This window comes from Staphylococcus delphini, from assembly GCF_900636325.1.
Classification (GTDB): domain Bacteria; phylum Bacillota; class Bacilli; order Staphylococcales; family Staphylococcaceae; genus Staphylococcus; species Staphylococcus delphini.
Genome location: NZ_LR134263.1, coordinates 2,289,225 through 2,315,674 on the forward strand (window position 1 = coordinate 2,289,225; position 26,450 = coordinate 2,315,674).

A 26,450-nucleotide genomic window follows, 5' to 3' on the forward strand; every position below is an offset into this window, starting at 1 on the left:
TTTTGGGAGCAGTACAGAAATCTCATGTGTAACAAAGATTTCGTCGTACTGCCCCCGCAAGGCTGACTAGACTTCTCAAAAGTGTATACGTTGAGAAGTCAGACAGCTACTGCGATAAACAGCAACCACTATTAAAGTTAAGAAGCGACTGTCAGCAGTATGCACGCATTCCCTCAGGAGTCTCAGCCTTCTGGGCAATCTTATATCAAATACACAGAACTGAAGGCAAGTTTATGAAATCAAGAAAACAATAGCATCAATTTTTATCCCATTCACGCTCATTTTCCGACCGTTTTAAAGTCATTAATGAATATGCAATCTATGTATAGCTTGAAGCTTAATTTTTTCAAGCCCCATCCCTTGGTATACACAACAAAATATAGTAAAGGAGCTGAGGAATCTTAATATCCCAGCTCCAAGTAATATATGTTTCAATGTTTATTTTTTACTTCTTAATCGCTTTTGTCTGGCTATGAGGTCAAGTAATGGGCGATAATCATCGTCTATTAAGCCGGTGAATTCAACAATCAATTCAATCGTAATGACAATGAGGATGATCATTAAAAAGACGCCCCACGGTTGTGAGAGATATAGAATAATGCTCACGACACTAAACATAAATGCGATAGAATAAATTAAAATCACCGTTTGTCGATGCGTATAACCGAGCTCTAATAACTTGTGATGTAAGTGAGATTTATCGGCTTGCATAATATGTTGCCCTTTTTTAACCCGGCGAATCATCGCAAAGAGTGTATCAATAAATGGCACTGCTAAAATGACAATCGGGAAAAACAAGGAAATAAACGTAATATTTTTAAAACCGAGTAGTGATACGAAACCGATAATAAAACCGATACATAACGCGCCACTATCTCCCAAAAAGATTTTAGCTGGATGAAAATTGAAAGCAAGAAATCCAAAAAGTGAACCAATCAGAACACTACAAATCATAATGATAAAAATATTGCCTTGTAAAATCGCAATAAACGCAATCGTCACAAGCGCAATGACAGAGACGCCTGCTGCAAGTCCATCTAAGCCATCTATTAAGTTAATCGCATTCGTAATGGCTACAATCCAAAAAATGGTAATTGGGACACTTAACCATCCGAAGTAAATCGTTGGCCCAATTGGAATGGAAATAAAATCGATAGTCACGCCGTACGACACAACGACTAATGCCGCTGCAATTTGACCTATTAATTTAAGTATAGGCTTTAAGTCATATAAATCATCTATTAATCCAACAAAATACATAACAATTGCACCAAGTAATAGCGGCTTGATTTCTCGTTCAATCGGATGTCCAAGCCAAATTCCTATTAAGAAAGATAATAATATTGCCGTACCCCCAAGCATCGAAATGGGTTTAGTATGTATTTTACGGAAGTTGGGTTTATCTACAATATCTAGCTTTTTAGAAACGGCTATTACTATTGGTGTAACTATTAAACTGACTATCATCGAGACGCCAATGAGTGTTAAAGTATACATCAGTTCACCTACATTACACGGAATTTTTCTTCATTCGTCGTTCAACAACGGCAAGATGATTTGAAACAGTTAATGTCTCATTCATTCGCAATTAAACGACATCAGCACATCAGTTAAATACAAGACAACACACAATACACGATTATACATTAATTATTTTTTATTATGTCCGTGTTGCCAATATATTTATTTTACATTAAATTAAAAGCACATTAAACCCATCAATTAAATTGAATGATGTATGTATGTTTCATTTAAATAAACGCGTTGATAAGGTTAAAATACAGGTTTATTTTATCACATATTAGGACTCAAGTTCCTATAAAAACATTTTCAATCGCATAAATCTTTACACGTCATAAAAAATAATGACAAATTGTAACATTTCACATACAATAACTAATGGTAAAGAAAAGGAGTCGCTTAATTATGATTGAAGCTATTATTTATAATATTTCAGTGACAATCGCTGGAATATATTTATTTCATCGTCTTCAATACGCTGAATCTCATGACTTTAGATTCTCAAAAAGTTATATTACCGTATTGATGACTATTGTAGGGTTGTTACTTGCATTTCAACCTATTCCAATCGAAAACTATATGATTCAACTTTCTTTTGTCCCTTTACTCTTTTTAGGCCGATATACAAATTCATTTTACACAGTTTTCGCAGCAGTCATTATCGCGTTGGTCGGCTACTTTGTATTATCGACGACATTAACTTATGCTGTGTCGTTATTAGTCATTGCAGCTATTGTAAGTACAATTGGACCATTTCTCAAGCAAAATCATGTCGTTGCGATTCAAATCTTAAATATTTTAAGCATTATTATTTTAGCGATTATTGCAATGATCATGCCGTCATTTGATACCGTAGAAGTGCTCTATTTAATCCCTATTTCAATGATTGCAACATTAGTAACAGCCGTATTTTACGTCGACTTGCTCAGATTCTTCTCACTCATCGAACGTTATGAGAATGAAGATACTGTCGATTACTTAACCGGTTTAGGCAATGTAAAAGAATTTGACCGTCATTTAAACGAGATGGCACGCGTTGCAGAAGATGAACGCCAAAGTTTAGCGTTATTATTAATTGATATTGATGGTTTTAAAGATGTGAACGATGCTTATACACATCATGCAGGTGATGCCGTATTAAAACAAATGTCACACCTTTTACAAAATTATGTACCTAAAAAAACACGCATTTTCCGAAACGGCGGCGAAGAGTTTTCGGTCGTCTTACGTGATTGTTCTTTAGACGAATGTGTCAAACTTGCTGAAAGTATTCGTAAAGCTGTGGAAAAATCAAATTTCCATTTGCCAGACAAAATTGTCATTAAACTCTCCGTCTCTATTGGCGTCGGTTACATGACGAGTGAAAGTCATAAATCACAACGCAAATTATTTAAAGATGCTGATGATATGTTACATGTCGCAAAAAACGAAGGGCGTAATCAAGTGATGTTCAGCCCTATTATCAGCCCAAAATAACAGATTAAAGTCACCTTTCTTTGATGACAGAGAGGTGGCTTTTTTATATGCTTTGATTCAATATTTGCTTAGTTTTAAGGTCTGGGATAACGTTCCAATCACCCACTCATTAATGTATGAATAACGTGTGGCACCCATGTATTGAAACACCATGTTAAAGATTGCAAGAACAATTCGACACACCTGAAGGATAAAGACGCAGCCGAAAATCCAATGCGGCTTCCATCCAATGTATACGTCAATCAAGCCGAATTTAGTTGAGGCAAGTCCTTGGGAAAAGGAGAACTCGTTCAGCAATCTTGACTTAAAATAGAATTTCTTCCCCACTTCATTTTCATTCATTTGCCAAATCATACTTTTAAAACTTTCATAAAAACTAAGTATTAACTGTTGCAAGTGGTATTATTCCCATGTAGACTGACTATTGATTGAGATGAAAGGAGACACAGCCATGGCAGAAGCACTCACGATTATTGATGAAAACAAAGTCATTGATGTCGTCCTACTTGCGGGTAAGGTTTTGTTAGAAAGTGGCGCAGAAACCTATCGTGTAGAAGATACAATGGGCCGTATTGCAGCGAGCTTTGGTCTAGAAGATACATACGCCTTTGTCACATCAACAGCGATTATTTTTTCACTGAATGACCGGACGAATACACGTCTTGTGCGGGTGCGTGAACGGACGACAGACTTAGAAAAGATTGCACTCGCTAACAATATTTCAAGAAAGATTTCGCGTAATGCATTAACGTTAGACGAAGCAAAAGCGGAACTGATTCATTTAGAACACGCTTCACTACAATATTCATTTATCATTAAGTTTTTAGCTGCATCTATCGCATGTGGTTTCTTTTTATTTATGTTCGGCGGTGTTCGACAAGATTTTATTTATGCGGTTATTGCGGGAGGCGCTGCATTTTTAACATTCGACTTAGTCCAGCGCTTTATTCAAATTAAATTTTTCTCAGAATTCATTAGTGCAACAGTTGTCATTGCAGTGGCCGCCTTTTTCACTAAAAATGGATGGGCGACCAATCAAGATATTATTACCATTGCAGGTGTCATGCCACTTGTACCCGGAATTTTAATTACAAATGCCATTCGTGATTTAATGGCGGGTGAACTTTTAGCAGGCATGTCGCGGGGGGTAGAAGCTGCCCTCACTGCATTTGCGATTGGGGCCGGCGTTGCGATTGTACTACTTATTTTCTAGAAAGGTGTGAGGACATTGACTTATATTTTTTATTATATTGCGCAGTTTTTAATTAGCTTTGTTTCGACGATGCTATTTTCAATCATTTTCAATGCGCCGAAACGCCTTTTACTCGCATCAGGCTTTGTAGGTGCCATGGGTTGGTCCATTTATAAATTTACAGTTGATATGAACTATGGGATTGTCATGGCTGCTTTTTTAGGAAGTTTTATCCTTGCAATCATGAGTCATACGATGAGCCGTCGTTACAAGCGCCCTGTCATTATTTTCATTGTGCCGGGTATCATTCCGTTAGTGCCTGGAGGTGCAGCATATGAAGCAACCCGTTTACTCGTAACAAATGCTTATACGCCTGCAGTCAATCAATTTTTAGAAGTGACTTTAACATCAGGTGCCATCGCATTCGGTATTCTTTGCGCCGAAATCTTCTACTACATCTATACACGACTTAAACATGCCTATGGTAAACTTAAAGGAAAGCATTATCGTAAAGGATACCATATGAATAACCGTATCTAAGTAGATAAAAAGGAGTGTTAAGTATGAAAGAACAAATTATCGAAAGACTCTCACGTTACGTTAAAATCAATACACAATCTGACCCGAATAGCGAGACGACCCCTTCTACTGAGCGTCAATGGGATTTACTTCGTCTTTTGGAAAGTGAATTAAAAGCGATGGGACTTGATACCGATTTAGATCGTCACGGTTACCTATTCGCCACATTAGAAGCGAATATTGAAACAGATGCACCTACGATCGGATTTTTAGCGCATGTGGACACGTCACCTGATTTCAACGCCGCAAATGTAAATCCTCAGATTATAGACTCATATGATGGCGGCATCATTACTTTAGGTACATCTGGTCGCGAAATTAATCCTGAAGTCTTTCCAGATATCCTTAAAGTCAAAGGGCATACACTCATGACAACAGATGGGACTTCATTACTTGGTGCCGATGATAAAGCAGGTGTCGTTGAAATTATGGAAGCACTCCAATATTTAATTGCACATCCAGAAATTAAACATGGCCGTATTCGTGTCGGCTTTACCCCTGATGAAGAAATCGGTCGCGGTCCTCACAAATTCGACGTGGAACGTTTTGACGCAGACTTTGCCTATACAATGGATGGCAGTCAATTAGGTGAATTACAATTTGAAAGTTTTAATGCGGCAGAAGCTAAAATTACGTTTGATGGTGTGAATGTGCATCCAGGTTCTGCAAAAGATAAAATGGTTAACGCATTGAATTTAGCTAACGCGTTTCATCAAGCATTACCTGCCAATGAAGTTCCAGAACATACGGAAGGTTACGAAGGCTTCTTCCACCTCATGGAACTGAATGGTAACGTTGAAAAAGCGACTGCACAGTACATCATTCGCGACCATGACAGCACTTCTTTTGAAAATCGAAAACAACAACTCATTGCAATTCAAAAAGATATCAATTCACGTTATTATTACGATCCTGTTCATCTTGTTATCAATGATCAATACCGTAATATGGCAGAAAAGATTAAGCCGCTACAACATATTATCGACATTCCAAAAGCGGTTTATGCTGACCTTCATATCACACCCAATACTGAGCCGATTCGTGGCGGTACAGATGGGTCACAACTTTCATTTATGGGCCTACCGACACCGAACTTATTTACTGGCTGTGATAACTTCCACGGTCCTTATGAATATGCTTCTATCGATGTCATGGCACAAGCTGTACAAGTCATCTTAGGCATCGTCCAAAAAGTAGCAGAAAAATAAGCCTTGTAAAAAGAGAGAAAATAGAAGTGTTTAACAGTAATATCATCAATGTCTGTTAAACGATAGATGGATATCATTCCACAAAAACACAGAGACTGGAGAACTTTTGATATGCTCCAGTCTCTGTCCTTTTAAATTCATGTCCTCTTATTAATTAAACGATGTGCGCAACAATCGAATGGCTTGTACGGCATAATTTCTTAACTGTATCCCCATTTTGAAGTCAGTTAATGTTTTCGGCATCTCTATAAACGTGTTGAACATACCCGTCACACCTAGTGCTTCGAATCGTTCGAATTTATCCGCTGTACCACATAGTGCGATAGCCGGCTTATTATATTGTTGGCACAGTTCAGCAATTCTTAATGAAGACGTTTCAATCATTTCGTCTTGTTCATCAATGCCTTCACCAAATACCACTAAGTCCGCTTGTTTAACTAATTGATTCAATCCTGTAATTTGATCAACTAATTCATGACTCGTTTGAATTTCAGCTTTATATAATGCATGTAACGTTGCCGCAATACCGCCACCAGCACCGCCTCTTTCAACCGTACCAAGCACGATATGATGCTGATGTTTAAACAATTCACTCCAATACCAAAGCAAATTGTCAATTACCACTGCTTCTTCTCGGTCGATTTGAAGATTTGGATAGGTCTTCATGACTGCACTCTGTTTGCCGTATAACTTACTCTCAAAATCTGTCACAATCTGAATACGGCACGCTTTCAAACCTTCATGTAAACCTTCAAGATCAATACGTCGCACATGTTTAATTTGGCCGCCACCTTTTGTCATATCAACAGTACGCCCTTCATCATCGTAAAACTGTGCACCTAAAGCTTGTAACATCCCTGCGCCACCATCAAATGTATCGATAGCACCTACTGAAATAATCATATGTTGCGCGTTTTTATCCAAAGCATGACGCATCACTTCGCCTAAACCATAGCTTGACTGTTCTACAAGTGGTAACGTCCCTTTTAAAAATCGCCCCGCTTCTATAACGGTAATGCCATCATCTGTTTGACCGTACGTGGCGTCTACAGCTTGCATCGCCGCATCATGTACTGAAATTTGATATTGTGTCCCAGATTTCCATAAAAAGACGGCATTTAATAATTCTCTTCTCCCATTAAATAGTGGGACTTGTACAATATCTGCATCCTCAATTTGACTCGCCACACCTTCTTCTACATAGCGATTTGCGTCATAACTCGAAATAATGTGATTAAATTCGTCCATAGCTACTAATATTTTCATGTGGTCACCCTCTTATCTCTCAAATATTGATGTTCAACCTGTCGTGTGATAGATCATATGCTTTATTGATTGAATATCCGTTTATTACTTCCAATCTCATTATTCTATATTATAGCCTTGACCTTCAAAAGTGTACAAATGAACTGAACATTCGATTTCAACCTCTTTCCTCAATTCCCCCCATGATACGTACTCATCACACGTATGTCATTGCTCAAAATAAAAAGCAACACATCCTAGTTGATCGCGTGTGTTGCTTTCGTATATTTTCAAATATTTCTTGGTTGCGCTTTTCAGGTCTATCGATCATGACATATCATCACATCGATTCAACCATTATCAAACAATGTCAGCCTATTCCTCAGCTTTCGCAAGTTCAGAGACATTCACATTTTTATGACTGTCGTGCCACTTGACCTCACCGTTTACGAAATAAAGCGCTTGAGGTGATTCATGTTGGACACCTGTCTTTTCAGCAATATAATCCGATAGTTCACGTGCTTCTTGAACAACGACATAGTAACCATCCATATCACGCTCATATAAAAACTTATTAAATTGGTCGAATGCGTTTTCCGAAATCGGACAAGTATTGCTATGTTTTAAAATAAATATATATGGATTCTCTTCAATCATTTGTTCGAATTGGTCAATCGAAGTTAGCTTAATCGCCATTCTCTTCACCTCTAAGTAGATTTTCTGTTTGTCTTTTATCTCAATTAACTAAGTACTTTTCTCAATGTTTACCATTATACACACATAATATAGGCTTGTTAACCTTTAATTTTGAATCCGCTCCCCATCTACCGAAACAATCCATCTAAAACAGCGCGCGTCCATTAGTTTGAATTCAACTGATCTCGCTGATTTTCGTACGGTGCGTTATAGCTGTCTAAATCTTTCGCTTTCGTAATGAGTTTACGAATATTCACCTGAGCTAATTTTTGATTATAGTCAATCGTTTTGAGACGTTCTTGATAATAGCGCTCAAGACTGTAATACATTTGCACTGCATTTTGTCGTGCGCGGTTCGTCATCTCATCTCGGAGTTGCATTTCATTTAAATCTTTAATTTGTGTTTGAACTAACGGAATCACTTCTTCTTGAATCGCCTGCATTTGTGCCTTTCCATCTTTTTCACGGATAGAAGTCTCTGCTTTTTCTTTGATATGGCGATTATTTTCATCGAGCCGTGCCTCTAATTTTGCGCTATCTTCTAACCCTTGCGACGTTTGTTTCGCACTACTTATTTGCGTCTCTACACGACTACGATACTTTTCAAATTGTTGTGTGAAATCCAGTATGTTTTCATTCGCGCGGATTGAATTTTGGCAGAGTACGATAAACTGATCCAATTTTTCAACTACTTCTTCTTTACCCTTTATGCCCTCTAAATATGTAGATTTCAACGCTTTCAAATCTTTATTTGTTTCAGGAAGTGCTTTCGCCTCTTGACGATACGCTTTCATCGCCGGCTTTAATTCATCGTCAATTTGCTTTTTAAGTTGATCAAACGCTTTTTTGTTCGCATCTGTCGTATCTGTTTGACTCAAATCATACAGTTGGTTTAAATTCATTTGTTCTAATGTTCGATTCACATTGCGCTCTTTTTCTGCGACCGTCTTCATTTGTTGGTCGAATGCATGCATCTGCTTTTGGGATGATGCCATACATGCGGTAAGACTGCCAATCATCATGAAACTTAAAATGATCAATTTTATCCATTTTTTCATCGCTGCACCTCTTATTCAATTCGTATTATACATAAACGTATTTAACTTGAAAATAATATATGATATAGTAATGCAGAATTACGCAAAAGGACACTCAAGGAGGCCTCCATATGTATCGTCATGTCCAACCATTTACGACTGAAAATCAACAGGTATTTTATGCGACACAATACGAAAAATACCAACACATTTTGTTTAATCTTTTAGACTCACCGGTGAAGTTCACACAACATATCGGCGGTACTTTTCATTTTAATTATCCGACCGAACCCATTTTAGATATTTTAGTCGGTGTTGAAAATTTGCACGACATTACGTCTTTAGATGAAAAGCGCTTAAACTATGCAGGATTTTATCGTTTACACCATGCTTATGAAAAGAAAGTCGTGATGGCAAAATTTAATAATCTGAATGAATTAAAGCAAGAAGTCCGCTTACATATTATTCAAATGCACACGCCTACTTTCCAACAATACCAACAATTTCATGAATTATTAACGCATCATCCAGCAGCCATTCAATTTTTTAAAGCGCAAAAAACCTCTCTCGAACAACCATTCATGCCTATCCGAGATTATGAAAACTTAAAAAAGCAATGGTTTAAACAACTTCAACAATACGCAACATAAAAAAGTTCATACATGACGCGTTCTATTAAAACAGTTAAAATATAATTAAGTCTAAAAATACCAAACACACTTTGTAAAGACCATCAAATATGAACAATTGATTTATAATTGGCAAAAACACTATGGATTATAACGAACAGAAAGGATGTTATTTGTGAATCATTCTAGCATCTTACAGGATTTAAAAAAACTGATTCCTGCAAGTATTATTAAGGTAGATGAACCATTAAAACGCTATACTTACACTGAAACGGGGGGGAATGCGGATTTTTATATTTCACCCGAACGTTATGAAGATGTACAAAAAGTCGTGAAATATGCGTATGAACATGACATACCTGTAACCTATTTGGGAAATGGTTCAAATATTATTATTAGAGACGGCGGTATTCGAGGAATCGTTTTGAGCTTATTGTCTTTAAATCACATCGTCACTTCTGATGCGACAATTATTGCAGGCAGTGGTGCGGCTATTATCGATGTGTCTCGAAAAGCACGCGACGTTTCATTAACAGGTCTTGAATTTGCATGCGGGATTCCTGGTTCTATCGGTGGCGCTGTTTATATGAATGCAGGCGCTTATGGGGGCGAAGTGAAAGATGTGATCGATTACGCCCTTGTCATTGATGAACGTGGCGAATTGCTTAAATTAACACATAATGAACTTGAATTGGATTATCGTAATAGTATTATCCAACAACAGCATTATGTCGTGTTGGAAGCTGCATTTACACTCACACCTGGAAAGCAAGAAGACATTCAAGAGAAAATGGATGATCTCACAGAACGACGCGAATCTAAACAACCGCTTGAATATCCATCATGTGGTAGTGTTTTCCGTCGTCCACCTGGTCATTTTGCAGGTCAACTCATTCAAAATGCCGACTTGCAAGGACATCGTATCGGTGGCGTCGAAGTCTCTCGTAAACATGCTGGATTTATGGTAAATGTCGATCACGGGACAGCGACAGATTACGAAAACTTAATTCATCATGTCCAAAACGTCGTGAAAGAAAAATTTGGGATTGAGTTAGAAAGAGAAGTTCGTATTATTGGGGAAAATTTAGAGAAATAAAGAAAAGTTTAAGGAGCGAATGCAATGCCGAAAGTTTATGGTGCGACTGTCGACCAAGAAACACGTTGTACACACTACAATACGCCATTCGATGTGATCGCAATTAAGTTTAAATGTTGTCATAAATATTATCCTTGCTTTAAATGTCATAATGAATCTGAAAAACATCGTCCGAAACGTTGGCATTCGGATGAATTTGATAAGCGCGCTATTTTATGTGGCGTTTGCGGTTATGAGATGCCGATTGAAACGTATATGATGACCGAATCTTGTCCTCAATGTGAAGCGCATTTTAATAACCGTTGTAAGTTTCATTATCACCATTATTTCGAAATTTAATATACTTTTGGGATTAGAGCTGGGAAACACCATTGTGTCTCGGCCCTAATCTTTTTTCTTCACAATTTCCCCTTTCTCTTACTTAAAATCACTTTCATTTTTCTCAAAAAGCAAGTGTATCAAAAAAGAGCGAAACAACATGTTCTGTTGCTCCACTCTTCTTAAATACTTTAATGATTAGAAAATGAAATCTTCATCTTGCAATGATTCTACATTCAATGCAAGCACATAACCGTCACCTTTAACTGAGAAGAAATCATGGTTTTTCGTTGATGTATCGAGGGCGTTTTCAATAATCGGACTGAATTCACGCTCTTCGAAATACGGTTCAAATCCTAAGTTTGACAGTGCTTTATTCCCGTTATAACGGACATAGTTCATGACATCATCCGCTAAGCCAATCGGTTCATATAAGCTACGTGTATACGATTCTTCATTGGCATATAAGTCTTCTAATAACTTATACATTTCTGTGTCTGCTTTTTGTTTTTCGCTTTCTGATAATTCATTACGTAAACTTTGCGCATCTAAGCCAGTGAATACACCGTGGATCGATTCGTCTAATAAAATTTTACGAATAATTTCACCAGATGTCGTCATGCGGCCTTGTCCAGCCAAATATAGCGGATAATAGAAACCTGAATAGAATAGGAAAGTTTCTAAAAAGACACTTGAAACACGCGCCATGTATTGATCATAAATAGACGCTTCTTTCCCCCACAATTTATGGTAATTGCTAATAATTTTCTCAGATTTGTATTTTAAATGTGGTTCTTCAAGTACCCATTTATCTAGTAACTCATTCGTCTCTCTAGAAGGTAACAGGGTTGTAAAAATATGCGAATAACTCTTAGCATGGATTTGTTCCATCATCCCCATGAATGAGTAAACGGCTTTTTTACGTAAATCTTTCGTATGTAGCATAATTAATGGCATACCGTCATCAGCTTGGTGTGTATCCAAACCTGTTAAACCTGCCAATGCTTTTTTAAACGCTTCTTGTTCTGCTTCAGTTAAAGTTTTCCAACTTGCGATATCTTTTGAAACTTTAAATTCCGTTTCCACCCACATTTGAGCAATGTTCTGGCGCCAAAACATATTCGTCATATCTTCTTGTGTGTTCCAATTTACAGCTATCATTGACCTTATCTGCTCCTATCTATATTATGATGTGTAACAAATGGGCCAAACGTGTGCCCCATTCCCTAAATTTTTTAAGTTGCGAGTGAGACAGCCGTTTAACGCACTGTCCCACTCTGGCAAGGATGACCGAACAATTAAAATCACCATCTCGTTCAGTCATCACCTGCCCCACGTTCGTTTCTATTTTCAGGCTAGGACATTTCATCTTCCTAGCCTGATTGCTCATCGTTCAATTTCTATAAAGTGCTATAGCCTCGATGCACTATTGTTAATAGCAAAGCTGCCTACATTGACATCGATATTAAATCGCACAGCTCGTACATTCTTCTACACTCAATAATTTATTTCGTGTGTAATACAATGATTTTAAGCCTTTATGATGTGCGTAAACGTATAAACGTGACAATTCACGTGTTGAAATTTCTGAATTCACATATAGAATCGTTGAAATCCCTTGATCAATATGTGTTTGAATCGTTGCAATCAAATCAATCAATTTCATTTGATCGATATTGAATGCTGATTTGTAATACCACATTGTTTGCGGTGATAGAAACGGCATTGGATAAAACGTTTCTGAATTACCGTAAGTACGACGCTCAATTTGGTCAACAATCGGCATAACTGAGCTTGTTGCGTTTTGTACATATGAAATACTTTGTGTTGGCGCAATCGCTAAACGGTACGCGTGATATAAACCATGCTTTTCTACTTCTGCTTGCAATGCTTTCCAATCTTCACGTGTCGGAATCGGATGATTTTCAAACAATGCCTTCACTTTTTCAGATTGTGGCAAGAAGTCTTCAGAAGTGTAACGTTCAAAATAACGACCGTTTGCATAGTCTGATTGATCAAAGTCTGTAAATGCTTCGCCGCGTTCTTTCGCAATTTGCATTGAACGTTCGATTGAATAATAGTTCATCATCATGAAGAACACATTCGCAAAATCTTTCGCTTCTTCTGATTCATAACTGATATGATTTTTCGCTAAATAACCGTGCAAGTTCATCACACCTAAACCTACTGAGTGCAATTCACTGTTCGCTTTTTTCACACCTGGCGCATTTTGAATGTTCGCTTCGTCACTTACGACTGTTAACGCGTCCATACCTGTGTGCACAGAATTTCTAAACTGATCTGATTCCATCACATTCACAATATTTAATGAACCTAAGTTACAAGAAATATCGCGCTTAATTTCGTCTTCTACACCGTAATCGTTAATGATTGAAGTCTCTTGCAGTTGGAAAATTTCTGTACATAAATTACTCATTTTAATTTGACCGATGTTAGCGTTAGGATGCACACGGTTCGCATTGTCTTTAAACATTAAATAAGGGTAACCTGATTGCAATTGTGTTTGTGCAATCATATTTAACATTTCACGCGCATCTTTACTTTTCTTCATAATATTTGGATTAGCCACAAGCTCATCGTAGTAATCCTCAATATTAATGTCATCTAATGTGACGCCGTATTCTTGTTCTACCGTGTGTGGTGCAAACATGAAGAAGTCTTTTCCTTCTTTGGCTAAGTCGAAAAATTTAGATGGCACAATTAAGCCTGTTGAAATCGTTGAAAGACGTAAATCTTCATCGGCATTGATTTTTTTCGTATCTAAAAATTCTTCTACATCATAGTGAAAAATGTTCAAGTACACTGCGCCTGCACCTGGACGTTGACCTAATTGATCGGCATAGCTAAAGCCACCTTCAAGCGCTTTTGCAATCGGTAAGACACCTTTCGCAACACCTTTAATGCCTTTAATCGCTTCACCTCTCGCACGTAATTTCGATAGGTTGATCGCTACACCGCCACCGATTTTACTCAATTGCTTAGCTGTTGAATCGATAAAATTAATAGAGTTTAAACTGTCGTCTACTTCTAATAAGAAACATGAAACTAACTCGCCTCTACGTGCACGACCCGCGTTTAAAAATGTAGGTGTCGCTGGTTGGTAACGTTGCTCTACCATCGCTTGAATCAATTGTTTTGCTAGGTCAACATTCCCTTTTGCAAGGTAGAGTGACACAATGAACACATGTTGATGATAGTCTTCAAGATATTGCGACTTATCATTCGTCTTTAATGCATAATCTTTGAAAAATTTACTTGCTGACATATAACTTGCAAAGCGAAATGGAATTGCGGTTGTAAATGCAATCAATTCAACAAGTTGTGCTTCACTGTATTCTTCAAACACATTGTAATAAAAATTGTTGTCAACCAAAAAGTGAAGGCGTTCTAATTCACTGTCGAAATGAACGGTTTTATCTTGAATCTCTTCTAAATAAATCGCAAGTGCTTCTTGATCTTTCTCAAGTTGAAAAAACCCATTTTCATTTCTTTTAGTCACTTGGTTGTTAAGTTCAATATGCTTGTACTGTTTTTGTTCCATAGTTTTCATAAAAATTGACCACCTTCTCTTTAAATTCCGTTGTATCTTGACTATTGCCGTGTAATTCAAACTTCATTAGTAAAGGGACGTGATACGTATCTGCAATCGTCGTGCCAGCTTTCGCAAAGTTGCTTCCCCAGTTACGATTGCCACTTGCAGCCACACCCTTTAAATTTTCATGATTAATTTCTAAAAATTGTTGGACTGGTTGAGGTACCTCACCAAAACCAATTGTCCCTGTCACAATAATGAAAGGTTCAGTCACTTCTTCTGAGGCGTTGGTTTCATTAATCTCTAGTGTGTTATCAAGTTCTGTGCGTTTAACGAATCGTCTCACATTACCCGTAAAAGAATAAAATACCACTTTCATCCTGAATAACCACCTTTCTTACGAGATAAATGATTCGTGTGCTTTTTAATGTTACTTTTTCTTATTCACAATATAAATGTAATTAAATAAAATACGAACATATATTTGCTGTTGTTTAATTCATAAAATAAGTTGAAAAGTTGCTAACTTGCCATTATTCACATCTCATAATGACTCACATTGACACAGCTACTATATGTAGATAATCAAAGAAATAGAATGTTCAAAATCGTGTAAAGCTCCATTGATTTTGTCCATTCTTGTGCTGTTAGCCATCTCTCAAACACTATATGTTGTGTTTAATTCCGCTCTCTCATACTATATTATGTGTTTCATTATACAGAACTCTATTCTTAATTTAAAGAGATAAATTGGAACTTTTGTCACCCATTGTCATCAAAAGCGATGAAATCAACCACTAGAAGAGCAAAAAAAATTATTTTCTGATTGAAGTGCATCTCTCACTTGACTTTCTTAACCGAAACGTTTATATAGACTTCTAAAACAGAACGTAAGTTCCCTATTATTGTATCTCCTTTTAGTAAAATCCCAAGATATAATGCAAGTTGTATCATTTTGTGCTACTATGTATAAGTCAAATTTTTATCAATAAGAGGCGATATCATGAATACTAAAGTGAAAGGAATCATCGCTATTTTAATTTCTGCTATTGGTTTTAGTTTTATGGCAGTTTTTTTTCGTCTATCCGGCGATTTACCCGTATTTCAAAAATCACTCGCTCGAAATTTCGTAGCCATGTTTATTCCGTTATTCTTTATTCTTAAATATAAACAGCCCTTCTTCGGTAAACTCAGTAGTCAACCTTTATTAGTGACACGTTCTGTTTTAGGTTTAATGGGCGTCCTGTTAAACATCTATGCCATTGATCATATGGTGTTAAGTGATGCCGATATTTTGATGAAATTGAATCCTTTTTGGACGATACTGTTAAGCCTCATCTTTTTAAAGGAATTTATTCAAAAATATCAAATCACTTCAATGATTATCGCAATCATAGGTATGCTTTTCGTCGTTAAACCTGAATTTTCATCTGATGTCATCCCTGCGATTGTCGGACTATTATCCGGTGTTTTCGCGGCTTCAGCATATACCGCTGTACGTGCTTTAAGTACACGAGAAGCCCCATACACGATCGTATTTTATTTCTCATTCTTTTCGGTTATTGTGCTGATACCGTTCGTCGCATTTACATTTGAACCGATGAGTATGATTCAAATCGTTTACTTGATTTTAGCAGGTCTGTCGGCTGCGGTAGGTCAAATCGGTATTACAGTCGCATATAGTTACGCGCCAGCCAAAGATATTTCGATATTCACTTATGCGTCTATTATATTTACAGCAATTATCGGCTTTATCTTATTTAATGAATCACCTGATTTTTATGCGATTATCGGTTATATCATTATTTTAAGTGCAAGCTATTATATGTTCGAAAAAGCACGACGCTCGACACGTTCTAAACATCGTCAACAACCATCAAAATAATATAAAGGAGGCCTTCCTTATGACAGAAGGACGTACAAAAGACGAATTACAAGATATTACACTTCTCGGTAATCAAAATAACACTTACAACTTTGATTACCGCCCAGATGTTCTAGAAACATTTGATAACAAACACCAAAATCGCGATTACTTTGTTAAATTTAACTGTCCTGAGTTCACATCTTTATGCCCGATTACAGGACAACCTGATTTTGCTACCATTTACATTTCATATATTCCCAATGTCAAAATGGTCGAATCTAAATCGTTAAAACTTTATTTATTCAGTTTCCGTAACCATGGAGATTTCCATGAAGACTGTATGAATATTATTATGAATGACTTAATTGCGTTAATGGATCCGCATTACATTGAAGTATGGGGCAAGTTCACACCACGTGGCGGCATTTCAATCGATCCATACACTAACTATGGTCGTCCAAATTCGAAATACGAAACAATGGCAGAACACCGTCTCATGAATCATGACATGTATCCAGAAAAAATCGACAACCGTTAACATCATATCGTAGGCAGCACGCTGAGAAAACTTTATGTCTCAGCGCGCTTTTTGTTACCTCTCAAACCAGACCTCTTTTTAAACACTTTAAATTAAATCGCCATCAACTTTTCTACTATTATATAGAGATGCACTCATTTTTATCTTCGCTGACCTGTTTTCACCCATTCCAACTCACAACTCACTTTTCCGTAAAATAAGAATTCAAAGGTGCCATATTTATTGTTTAGACTGATAAAAAGGTCTTTCTGCCAAAAATTTTAAATATTTTATTGCTAAGCGAGAAAAAGGTGCTATAATAACTGATAAAGTTTAGTGACTTTATCGGAATATACGTACAAAAAACAGATAAATGATACATCAAGAAGTAAACTATATATATTTACATAACCATAAAAATATATTATAAAATGTTCTTTGTATAAAAAAACCTTGTGTATGATACCGATGAGTTATAGAATAAGTTTAACTTGATTTGAACTGGAGGGGAATTATCAATGAGTTCGCATTATACAAAAGAAGAAATCCTTAACAGTACGCCACGTTCGGGATTCTTCGGTCATCCAAAAGGGTTAAGTACGCTAGTATTTACAGAATTTTGGGAACGTTTTAGTTACTACGGTATGAAAGGTATTTTGGCCTTCTATATTTATTATTCAGTGGCTAAAGGTGGATTTGGTTTAGACCAAGGCGTTGCACTTCAAATCGTTTCTATTTATGGCGCTTTAGTTTACATGAGTGGTGTTATCGGAGGTTGGATTGCCGACCGTATTACAGGGACACGTCACGCACTGTTTTATGGTGCGGTGCTCATCATGATTGGTCACATATTAATGTCACTACCGAACAGCCTTGTCTTACTATTGATTGCACTACTCTTTTTAATTATGGGGACAGGTCTATTGAAGCCAAACATCTCCTCGACAGTAGGATTGTTATACGATAAGAACGACGCGCGCATGGATTCGGCATTCACGATCTTTTATATGAGTATTAATTTAGGGGCATTACTCTCACCACTCATTATCGGATGGGTACAAGTCAATATCGGTTTCCATGTCGGCTTTGCCATTGCAGCTGTAGGGATGTTTTTTGGTTTGTTGGCGTACCTGTTTACGAATAAAAAGTCACTCGGTCTTGCCGGTGTCGAAGTTCCAGATCCATTAACGAAAAAAGAACGTTCAAGACTCATCAAAATTGTCGGAAGTATCGCTATCATACTGATTCTTGTGGGTGTTGGACTACAAGCAACAGGCCATTTAACAATTGAAACGTTCTCAAACATCATTACATTTTTAGGCGTGTTCTTACCGATTCTTATATTTACAAGAATCATTTTAAGTAAGAAAACAGCAGACCAAGAACGTAAACGTGTTTTTGCATACATTCCATTGTTTATTGCATCTGTAGCCTTTTGGATGATTCAAGAGCAAGGATCAACGGTTTTAGCGCAGTTCTCTGATACAAAAACTCAACTTGATTTAGCTAAAGTCACAGGAGGATGGATTGATTTCCACATTCCACCTGCATGGTTCCAATCCTTAAATCCATTTTTCATTATTATTTTAGCGCCTTTATTCTCTATTTTATGGGTAAAACTGGGGCGTTATAATCCGCCTACTGCTGTTAAATTTGCATTAGGGGTTATTTTAGCCGGTCTATCCTACTTAATTATGATTATTCCAGACGGTAACAGTTTGATTAATCCATTATGGTTAGTTGTGAGTTTCTTGCTCGTTACATTTGGTGAACTATGCTTATCGCCTATCGGTTTATCAACAACAACTAAGCTTGCGCCTGATGCGTTTGCAGGCCAAATGATGAGTATATGGTTTTTATCGAATGCCATGGCGCAAGGTTTAAATGCACAAATGGTGAAGATTTATGTCCATATGAGTACAAACGAATACTTCCTTTATTCAGGACTCTTTGCAGTAGCGATCGGCGTCATTTTAATTTTAATCACACCATTAATTAAAAACTTGATGCAAGGCGTAAAATAAGTTAAAACTTTATAAATATGAGCGGTTGAGGATAGCAATATCTTCACCGCTCATATTATTTTCTAAAAACATTCACCTCCCTTCTTCTCTCCACTTACGTCTTCTCCGTTTCCAAGTATTGATTTTCCATTTAAACGTGCCATCTTATCACTTTCTTTATTTAACAAGACATTTCACATGTGCGCTTCAAATGTGATGTCTATCAATAGTGTATGATTCAAGCGTTTTTAACTTAATTTTTTGTCTGAATTTTTTAAATTTTATTATTTTTAAAAAACTAATTGCTATTTATTTTCATCAGGCGTAAACTTTCTATTATATGTTTTGTTTAGATAGGAAGGATTGATTGAAATGTCAGAATTATCACACGAAAAAGCTGTACAAGAAATTCCTCAAAAAGGATTCTTCGGCCATCCTCGTGGTCTAGGCGTATTATATACCGTAGAATTCTGGGAGAGGTTTAGTTATTACGGTATGCGTGCCCTATTGATTTACTACATTTACTACAATGTCAGTCAAGGTGGGTTAGGGCTCGAAAAAACATTCGCTCAATCGTTGATAGCTGTGTATGGCTCGTTAATCTTCATGACATCTATTTTAGGGGGCTGGGTAGCTGACCGAATACTGGGGACAAGACGCTCCATGTTTTATGGTGCTGTGTTAATTATTATCGGTCACATTTGTTTAAGCTTACCTTTTGGTTTAACAGGATTACTGTCATCAATGTTCTTTATTATTGTAGGTTCAGGTCTGATGAAACCAAACATTTCAAATATTGTGGGTCGTCTCTATCCTAAAGATGATAGCCGTGTAGATTCAGGGTTCGTTATTTTCTATATGGCCGTAAATATGGGGGCGTTTATTTCACCACTCGTGTTAGACCACTTTAGAAATGTCGGTAACTTTCATGGTGGCTTCTTAATTGCTGCGATCGGTATGGGGCTGTCACTCCTTTTTTACCTTTTATTTCATAAGCGTAATCTAGGACGTATCGGCGTCGCACCACCGAATCCTTTAAGCCTAGCAGAAAAGAAAAAGTACGGTATGATTTTCGGTCTGATTATCGCTGCGATTGTCGTAGTCGTTGCGATCGCATCGATGACTGGAACACTTTCTTTTAATTTAGTGAGTTTAATCGTATTAGTTTTAGGATTTGCATTACCATTTGTTTATTTTACGATTATGATTGTGAGTAAAGATACAACTGATGTCGAACGTTCACGTGTTATTGCGTTTATTCCTTTATTTATTGTCGGCGTTATTTTCTGGTCGATTCAAGAACAAGGAGCTAACGTTCTTGCCGTATATGCAGATGAAAAAGCAGATCTTGCTTTCAACTTATTCGGCTGGGAAAGTGTATTCCCTGTGACATGGTTCCAATCGATTAACCCATTTTTCATTGTCGTCTTCGCACCAGTCATTTCTTGGCTATGGAGAAGATTAGGCCGTTTTGAACCAAGTTTACCGATTAAATTCGCTATTGGTTTATTTTTAGCAGGTAGCTCGTTCATACTGATGATGGGTGTGATTTATGCTTACAATGATACTAACATTTGGTTTGTATGGATTATCTTGTCATATATCATTTGTGTGATTGGTGAGCTTTGTATTTCACCAACAGGAAACAGTTCAGCTGTTAAACTTGCACCTGAAAACTTCAACTCTCAAATGATGAGTTTATGGTTATTAACGAATGCAACAGCACAAGCGATCAATGCACAACTTGTGAAACTTCAACCTATTATTGGGAACCAAAACTATTTCGGTCTTATTGGCGGTATCGCTATCGTTGTCGCGCTTTTAGCCGTCATCGGTTCACCATTTATCTTAAGAGCTATGAAAGGTATTCGTTAACATCACAATAAGGTGAGTATACGTTTGGGACATCCTTCGTGTACTCACCCTTTTTTATCTATTGAAGTTGTCATGATTAACATCAGCACAATTGCGGTGTACAATAAAGTGTACGTGTATTGAAAGGAGCAATCTTATGGCACCACAATACGAACACGGCGTTCTTTTTTATCACCAACATTCAGGACTCAACAAAATACATGAAGGCTTGGGTGAAGTAACTGTCGCGCTAACCCAACTCTGCAAAAGATTTACCATTCAATTAAGCGAAAATGAAGGTGACATCGAAAAATATTGTCAACGTATACAAGACCAAAACAATTGCGAAGACATCGATGTTCTGTTCATTTTAGGCGGCGATGGAACGGTCAGCGAATTAATTAATGGTGTCTTAAAATATGACTTAAACCTCCCAGTCGGTATTATTCCGGGTGGCACGTTTAATGACTTTGCGAAAACCTTGAATTTATCTACTAAAGCAGGCCCAGCGAGTCAAGACCTGTTGCTTGCGTCACCTCATAAATACGATGTGATGAAAGTTGAAGATCAATATGTATTAAACTTTGCGGGCATTGGTTTGATGGTACAAAATGCTGAAAATGTACAAGGTAAATCTAAAGACTTGTTCGGCAAATTAAGTTATATTACATCAACACTTAAAACCCTTTCTAATCCAAAGCCTTTCAACTATACATTAGACATTGATGGTCAAACGTATACAGGTGAAACGTCCATGTTGTTATTTGCAAATGGTCGTTTTATCGGTGGTGGCAAAATTCCGCTCATGGAAATGTCGCCCTCTGACGGTGAACTCAATACGTTCATTTTTAATAATTACAGCATGAGTATCCTTAAAGATATTTTTAGTTTACGTGATAGTATGACGTGGAGTGAAATTAGCGACAATATCGAACACATTCCAAGTCGTCACATTCATGTGCAGACTGAGCCGTCAATGCGTGTCGATATCGATGGTGAAATTGCTTTAGATACACCGGTTGATATTGAAATCATTCCCCAAGCGATTGAATTGTTGACGGTAGAACCGGGGCAAGCAAAAGATAACTAGGGAATCAAAAAAAGCAGTGAAACGCTCCAATGGCGTCACTGCTTTTTTGATGTTTTGGATTAAAAAATGCTGCCGTTTTAAACGTTATGCTTCTTTACCGAAAAAGTAGGCTTCTACTTCTTTCCAGTTATTCACACGTTCAAAATCGGTATTCCCTTCATTATGTGGCGCTGAAAACATCAACGGCTTACCTGTATGTCCCCCAAGTTGACGCGGATTGTCATCAATTAAATAATCCGTCGCGACAATGTCTTTACGGCCACAGAACACAAATTGTTGTGAATCTAAAAATGGGAAATGTTTCAGCAACCATTCGTATTTGTCATGGAAAGATGTCGGCACATCCATTGCAGCTGTGACAATATAAATGTCATAGTGCTCAGCTAATTTTTTAACGACCTGTTGTGCATCTTTCATCACATCTAAACGGCCAAAAAAGCCATCTGATGCCAAAATATCACGGATTTCTTTCGTATGTTCTGGCATGATTTCATAAATACGTTTTCCAGCGATTTGATCGATTGTCACACCTAATTGTGTACGGCGGTTCAACTCATCTAAAATCGCACCCATCGTATCTGCCAGTACTTCATCCATATCAATCCCTATTGAAGTTCTCATGTTATCGCTCCTTGTATACATTCATCTCACCGCTTTATCATAACATACTTTGTCTCAGCGTTTGATGATTCCCGCACAAGGTGTGTATATCATTTTTACAGGTTAGAATGTTTGCAACACGTTGCGAATCACTTCATTTTGTTCCGGAAAGCCTAATGAAATGCGGACACCATTAGGGAAAAGTCGCGCAATAATGCCGTTACGTAACAACGATTCATCCAATTCTTTCGCACGCTCTGTCTCTACAAAGACAAAGTTTGTTTGAGACGGATAAATTTTTAAAGTTGTTTCAAGCTCAAAAAATTTTTCACGTTCCACACGGTTCGTCTCCACGACTTGTTGTAGATATTCTTGGTCTTCTAACGCTTTCAATGCGGCTTGTTCAGATAAACGCGTCGTATTAAACGGCGGACGAATCACGTTTAATTGTGCAGCTAACTCTGGCGCAGAAATGAGATAACCGATACGTAAGCCTGCTAAACCATACGCCTTCGAGAACGTACGCATTAACGCAACATTTTCATATTGCTTCATTAATTCTAACGTTTTTGGATAATCTTCTGCAGAGACATATTCCGCATAAGCCTCATCCATAAATACTGGAATATGTGAAGGCACCTTTTCTAAAAATGCTACAATATCCTCATGTGTGTGATATGTTCCAGTTGGATTGTTCGGGTTACAAATCCATACTGCAGCTGTTTTGTCATTAATCGCTGCTGCGATGCCGTCTAAATCAAACGTGCCATCAATGAGTGGGACTAGAATTGTCTCCGCATCTTCTACGACCGCATTGTGAAAGTATTGGCCAAATGTTCCCGCACTTGTCACAATATTGTCGCCAGCACGGACTAACGTTCTAGAAATAATCACAATCATTTCATCAAGACCGGCACCAAAAAGAACTTGCGATTTGTCTACACCATAATGTTTTGCAATGGCTTCTTGTAACAATGGTGCATTCGGTTCAGGGTATAAAAAGAGGTCATCCACATGATCTTTAATCGCTTGTTTCGCTTTAGGAGATGGACCAAATAGGTTTTCATTAGAAGCATGTTTATGAAGCTCACCCTCAATGCCATACTTTTCTTTTAATTTCTCCGGTGACAATCCAGGTTGATACGCACTTAATTTAGAAATTTGAGACTTCATTTCTAAACCTCCCATAAATCAGAATTTTTAAAATATATTTACTAGTATAACGATTAACGCTTTAAAATGCTAGAGCATCTGTCTATTTATTCGTAATCAACAAAGGTTCGAACAAAAAATTGGGTCACGTACAAGTAAAAAGTCGAGGTCGTACGTGTATCATAATGACTACCGGATGATACCATTGATATAGAAAGACTGGACCATGACGCCCCTCAAAAATTTTGAAAGATCACAACAGTCCAGTCGGTCCTATACTATTTCTAATAAAGTCAACAAATTATTCGTCAACCTATCCACAAATAAAACTCAAACAATAGTTCTACTTGCCGATTAATCCTTGTTTCTCAAGATATTCTTTCGCAACTGTATACGGATCTTCATCTTTTTCAGCAACGCGATAATTCATTTCTTGCATTTCTTCATCAGAGATTTTACCTTCTAATTGATTTAATGCTTTTTCAACACCCGGATGATCTTCAATAAATGATTTTTTAAACAACGGTGCCCCTTGATATGGCGGGAACACTTTACGGTCATCATCGAGCACGACCATATCATATTGTTTCAATTCTGCATCTGTCGAATATGCATCAATTAAGTTAATATCGCCACTTTCAACAGCTTGATAACGCAATTTAGGCTCCATCTTTTTCACATTTTGGAAGTTTAAATCATACGCTTTTTGAATCGCAGGATAACCATCTTCACGATCATTAAATTCAAGTGTGAAACCTGGTTTAATCTCGCTTTCCACTTTTTTCAAGTCGCTAATCGTTTTAATATTGTGTGCTTCCGCAAAGTCACGCTTCACTGCTAATGCATACGTATTGTTGTATTGCATCGGCTTCAATAACGTCATATCAAATTTGTTTTCCAAGCTTGCATTCGCTTGTTCATATACTTCTGTTTCGTCTTTAGATTTCGGTGATTCTTTCGTCAACTCACCTAATACTGTACCTGTAAATTCCAAGTAACCATCAATATCGTCTGATTTTAATGCATTGAATAAAAATGTTGTTTTACCCATGCCGTCTTTCACTGACACAGTATAATCTGTTTCGTCTTCAATTAAAATCTTGTACATATTGGTGATGATTGAAGGTTCTGTGCCTAACTTCCCAGCAATCGTAATACGTTCATTTTGACTAGAGAAGAGCGGCGCAATCGTAACCATCAACATGAGTAGTAAAATGATGCCGAGTGTCGTTAACATTTTACGGTAAGAAATATGGCTTAAAATTCTTAAAATCACATCGAACAAAATGGCTAATACGGCTGCTGGAATCGCGCCAATTAAAATTAATAATGTATTGTTACGGTCGATACCTAATAATATTAAGTCACCTAAACCACCTGCACCGATTAATGCGGCTAATGTCGCCGTACCGATAATGAGCACCATCGCTGTACGAATCCCTGCCATCATCACGGGCATCGCTAACGGTAATTCCACTTTAGTTAAACGGCGCAACGGCTTCATACCAATCCCTTTAGCCGCTTCTACTAACGAACTGTCTACACCTGTAATCCCCGTATATGTATTACGCAAAATCGGTAATAATGCATAAACAACGAGGGCGATGACAGCGGGGACCGTTCCAATACCAAAGAGCGGAATCATGAGACCGAGCAACGCAAGTGACGGAATCGTTTGTAAGACCGCTGCAATGTTAATCACCACTTCAGATATTTTTTTCGTTTTCGTTAATAGTATGCCCAGTGGTACACCAATGAGCACCGCAATCAGCAACGCAATGAATGACAGCTGTATATGTTCAAGTAAGGCAGCAAGTAATTCACCTTTTCGGCTATTCAATGTCTCTAAAAATGTGTTCATGCTGTCTCACCTGCCTGATTTTTTGATAAAAAGCTAAAGATGTCTTGGCGTGATAAAGACCACTGCTCACCTTCAACTGGGACTATGACCGCTTCATGTTGTACTAATTCATCATAAACGTCACTCACTGTTTGCTCTGCATGGACGACAGGATATTGGCGTACTTGTGCCTCGGTCGCTTTTTCACCTGCAAGTTCTACAACTTTACCGAGTGAGAAATGATTCAGGACAACACTCGTCAAGTCACCTAAAAATTGGCAAACGAAATCATTTTTGGGTGATTTAATAAAGTCGTTCGGTGTACCAATTTGTTCCACATGACCATGATTCAATAAACAAATACGGTCTCCCAATTTGAACGCTTCTTCGATATCATGTGTCACAAATACAATCGTTTTCTTAATTTGACTTTGCAATTTTAGCAAGTCATCTTGTAATTTTTCTCGGGTAATCGGATCTAATGCGCTAAACGGTTCATCCATTAAAATGACTGGCGGGTCAACTGCGAGTGCACGGACCACACCGACACGTTGACGTTGACCTCCTGATAATTCTTCAGGTTTCCGGTCTCTAAACTGTTCTGGGTCCAGTCCAACCATCGACAATAGTTCATCGACGCGTGCATCAATCTTTTCTTTTGTCCAGCCTTTCATCAACGGTACTTGTGCGATATTGTCACGTATTGACATATGCGGAAATAAGGCGATTTGTTGTAACACGTATCCCATATCCCAACGCATTTCGTACACTGAATAATCACTAATCGGGCGATCTTTAAAATAGATATAACCTTCAGATAATGGTATTAACCGGTTGATCATTTTCATCGTTGTCGTTTTACCTGAGCCAGACGGACCAATCAAGACGAAAAATTCACCTTCGTTAATCTCCATATCCACTTGATTGACGACGACTCGGTCATCATAACGTTTAGAAACATTGCTAAATTTTATCAT

General features: G+C 37.5%; 23 protein-coding genes. 12 read left to right on the top strand and 11 right to left on the bottom strand.

Annotation, left to right across the window (positions count from 1 at the left end):
- Positions 1–438: 438 nt before the first annotated feature.
- Positions 439–1,497: a glycosyltransferase family 4 protein gene (locus EL101_RS10755; RefSeq protein WP_096540075.1), complete on the bottom strand. Its 1,059-nt coding sequence runs from the start codon at positions 1,495–1,497 to the stop codon at positions 439–441.
- A gap of 429 nt (positions 1,498–1,926) precedes the next feature.
- Here EL101_RS10755 and gdpS point away from each other — a divergent pair, with 429 nt between their 5' ends.
- From gdpS to pepT, 4 genes are all read left to right on the top strand, one after another.
- The gene (gene gdpS / locus EL101_RS10760) at positions 1,927–2,997 is read left to right on the top strand and encodes a GGDEF domain-containing protein GdpS (RefSeq protein WP_019166124.1); all 1,071 of its coding nucleotides are present in this window, start codon (positions 1,927–1,929) and stop codon (positions 2,995–2,997) included.
- 451 nt (positions 2,998–3,448) lie between these two features.
- A complete protein-coding gene (locus EL101_RS10765) occupies positions 3,449–4,210 on the top strand; it encodes a threonine/serine exporter family protein (RefSeq protein WP_019166125.1) in 762 nt (253 codons plus the stop codon).
- A gap of 69 nt (positions 4,211–4,279) precedes the next feature.
- Positions 4,280–4,729, top strand: a complete 450-nt coding sequence (locus EL101_RS10770; protein WP_236653948.1) for a threonine/serine exporter family protein — start codon at positions 4,280–4,282, stop codon at positions 4,727–4,729.
- A 23-nt stretch (positions 4,730–4,752) separates the two neighbouring features.
- Positions 4,753–5,976, top strand: coding sequence for a peptidase T (pepT, locus tag EL101_RS10775; protein WP_096596681.1), 1,224 nt, complete (start codon positions 4,753–4,755; stop codon positions 5,974–5,976).
- A gap of 150 nt (positions 5,977–6,126) precedes the next feature.
- Here the strand turns inward: pepT and EL101_RS10780 are convergent, their stop codons facing one another.
- The 3 genes from EL101_RS10780 to EL101_RS10790 all read right to left on the bottom strand — a co-directional run bounded on the left by EL101_RS10780 (position 6,127) and on the right by EL101_RS10790 (position 8,975).
- On the bottom strand, positions 6,127–7,242 hold the full coding sequence (locus EL101_RS10780) for a glycerate kinase (RefSeq protein WP_096596679.1): 1,116 nt from the start codon (positions 7,240–7,242) through the stop codon (positions 6,127–6,129).
- Positions 7,243–7,596: 354 nt separating this feature from the next.
- Positions 7,597–7,917 (bottom strand): bacillithiol system redox-active protein YtxJ, encoded by a 321-nt coding sequence (ytxJ, locus tag EL101_RS10785; RefSeq protein WP_019166129.1) that lies wholly within the window; start codon positions 7,915–7,917, stop codon positions 7,597–7,599.
- 164 nt (positions 7,918–8,081) lie between these two features.
- On the bottom strand, positions 8,082–8,975 hold the full coding sequence (locus tag EL101_RS10790) for an EMYY motif lipoprotein (protein ID WP_096596677.1): 894 nt from the start codon (positions 8,973–8,975) through the stop codon (positions 8,082–8,084).
- Positions 8,976–9,085: 110 nt separating this feature from the next.
- On the opposite strand from EL101_RS10790, the gene EL101_RS10795 reads away from it, so the two are divergent.
- The 3 genes from EL101_RS10795 (at position 9,086) to EL101_RS10805 (ending at position 11,018) form a co-directional block, all read left to right on the top strand.
- Positions 9,086–9,604, top strand: coding sequence for a GrpB family protein (locus tag EL101_RS10795; protein WP_096596675.1), 519 nt, complete (start codon positions 9,086–9,088; stop codon positions 9,602–9,604).
- A 145-nt stretch (positions 9,605–9,749) separates the two neighbouring features.
- Positions 9,750–10,679, top strand: a complete 930-nt coding sequence (gene murB / locus EL101_RS10800) for a UDP-N-acetylmuramate dehydrogenase (RefSeq protein ID WP_201748798.1) — start codon at positions 9,750–9,752, stop codon at positions 10,677–10,679.
- 24 nt (positions 10,680–10,703) lie between these two features.
- Positions 10,704–11,018: a CHY zinc finger protein gene (locus EL101_RS10805; protein WP_096596671.1), complete on the top strand. Its 315-nt coding sequence runs from the start codon at positions 10,704–10,706 to the stop codon at positions 11,016–11,018.
- A 177-nt stretch (positions 11,019–11,195) separates the two neighbouring features.
- Here EL101_RS10805 and nrdF read toward each other — a convergent pair whose 3' ends face one another.
- The 3 genes from nrdF to nrdI form a co-directional block, all read right to left on the bottom strand.
- A complete protein-coding gene (nrdF, locus tag EL101_RS10810; RefSeq protein ID WP_019166133.1) occupies positions 11,196–12,158 on the bottom strand; it encodes a class 1b ribonucleoside-diphosphate reductase subunit beta in 963 nt (320 codons plus the stop codon).
- Between the two features lie 304 nt (positions 12,159–12,462).
- Positions 12,463–14,568: a class 1b ribonucleoside-diphosphate reductase subunit alpha gene (nrdE, locus tag EL101_RS10815; protein ID WP_096586394.1), complete on the bottom strand. Its 2,106-nt coding sequence runs from the start codon at positions 14,566–14,568 to the stop codon at positions 12,463–12,465.
- Positions 14,531–14,929 (bottom strand): class Ib ribonucleoside-diphosphate reductase assembly flavoprotein NrdI, encoded by a 399-nt coding sequence (gene nrdI, locus EL101_RS10820; protein WP_019166135.1) that lies wholly within the window; start codon positions 14,927–14,929, stop codon positions 14,531–14,533. The genes nrdE and nrdI overlap by 38 nt, the downstream gene beginning before the upstream one ends.
- A gap of 624 nt (positions 14,930–15,553) precedes the next feature.
- Between nrdI and EL101_RS10825 the strand changes: the two genes are divergently transcribed.
- The 5 genes from EL101_RS10825 to EL101_RS10845 all read left to right on the top strand — a co-directional run bounded on the left by EL101_RS10825 (position 15,554) and on the right by EL101_RS10845 (position 21,881).
- A complete protein-coding gene (locus tag EL101_RS10825; protein WP_096596669.1) occupies positions 15,554–16,435 on the top strand; it encodes a DMT family transporter in 882 nt (293 codons plus the stop codon).
- A gap of 19 nt (positions 16,436–16,454) precedes the next feature.
- Entirely contained in the window at positions 16,455–16,955 is a 501-nt protein-coding gene (gene queF, locus EL101_RS10830; protein WP_096596667.1) for a preQ(1) synthase, read from the top strand.
- Positions 16,956–17,452: 497 nt separating this feature from the next.
- Positions 17,453–18,958: a peptide MFS transporter gene (locus tag EL101_RS10835; protein WP_096596665.1), complete on the top strand. Its 1,506-nt coding sequence runs from the start codon at positions 17,453–17,455 to the stop codon at positions 18,956–18,958.
- Between the two features lie 351 nt (positions 18,959–19,309).
- Positions 19,310–20,812 carry a peptide MFS transporter gene (locus EL101_RS10840; protein ID WP_096596663.1) on the top strand — a complete coding sequence of 501 codons (1,503 nt, stop codon included), beginning with the start codon at positions 19,310–19,312 and terminating at the stop codon, positions 20,810–20,812.
- Between the two features lie 136 nt (positions 20,813–20,948).
- Entirely contained in the window at positions 20,949–21,881 is a 933-nt protein-coding gene (locus EL101_RS10845) for a diacylglycerol/lipid kinase family protein (RefSeq protein ID WP_096596661.1), read from the top strand.
- Between the two features lie 84 nt (positions 21,882–21,965).
- On the opposite strand, the gene EL101_RS10850 is transcribed toward EL101_RS10845, so the two are convergent.
- From EL101_RS10850 to EL101_RS10865, 4 genes are all read right to left on the bottom strand, one after another.
- Positions 21,966–22,502, bottom strand: coding sequence for a 5' nucleotidase, NT5C type (locus EL101_RS10850; RefSeq protein ID WP_096596659.1), 537 nt, complete (start codon positions 22,500–22,502; stop codon positions 21,966–21,968).
- A 102-nt stretch (positions 22,503–22,604) separates the two neighbouring features.
- Positions 22,605–23,654, bottom strand: a complete 1,050-nt coding sequence (gene hisC, locus EL101_RS10855; protein ID WP_096596658.1) for a histidinol-phosphate transaminase — start codon at positions 23,652–23,654, stop codon at positions 22,605–22,607.
- A 322-nt stretch (positions 23,655–23,976) separates the two neighbouring features.
- Positions 23,977–25,494, bottom strand: coding sequence for an ABC transporter permease/substrate-binding protein (locus EL101_RS10860; RefSeq protein ID WP_096596657.1), 1,518 nt, complete (start codon positions 25,492–25,494; stop codon positions 23,977–23,979).
- Positions 25,491–26,450: an ABC transporter ATP-binding protein gene (locus tag EL101_RS10865; protein ID WP_096596656.1), complete on the bottom strand. Its 960-nt coding sequence runs from the start codon at positions 26,448–26,450 to the stop codon at positions 25,491–25,493. Before EL101_RS10865 ends, EL101_RS10860 begins: the two co-directional genes overlap by 4 nt.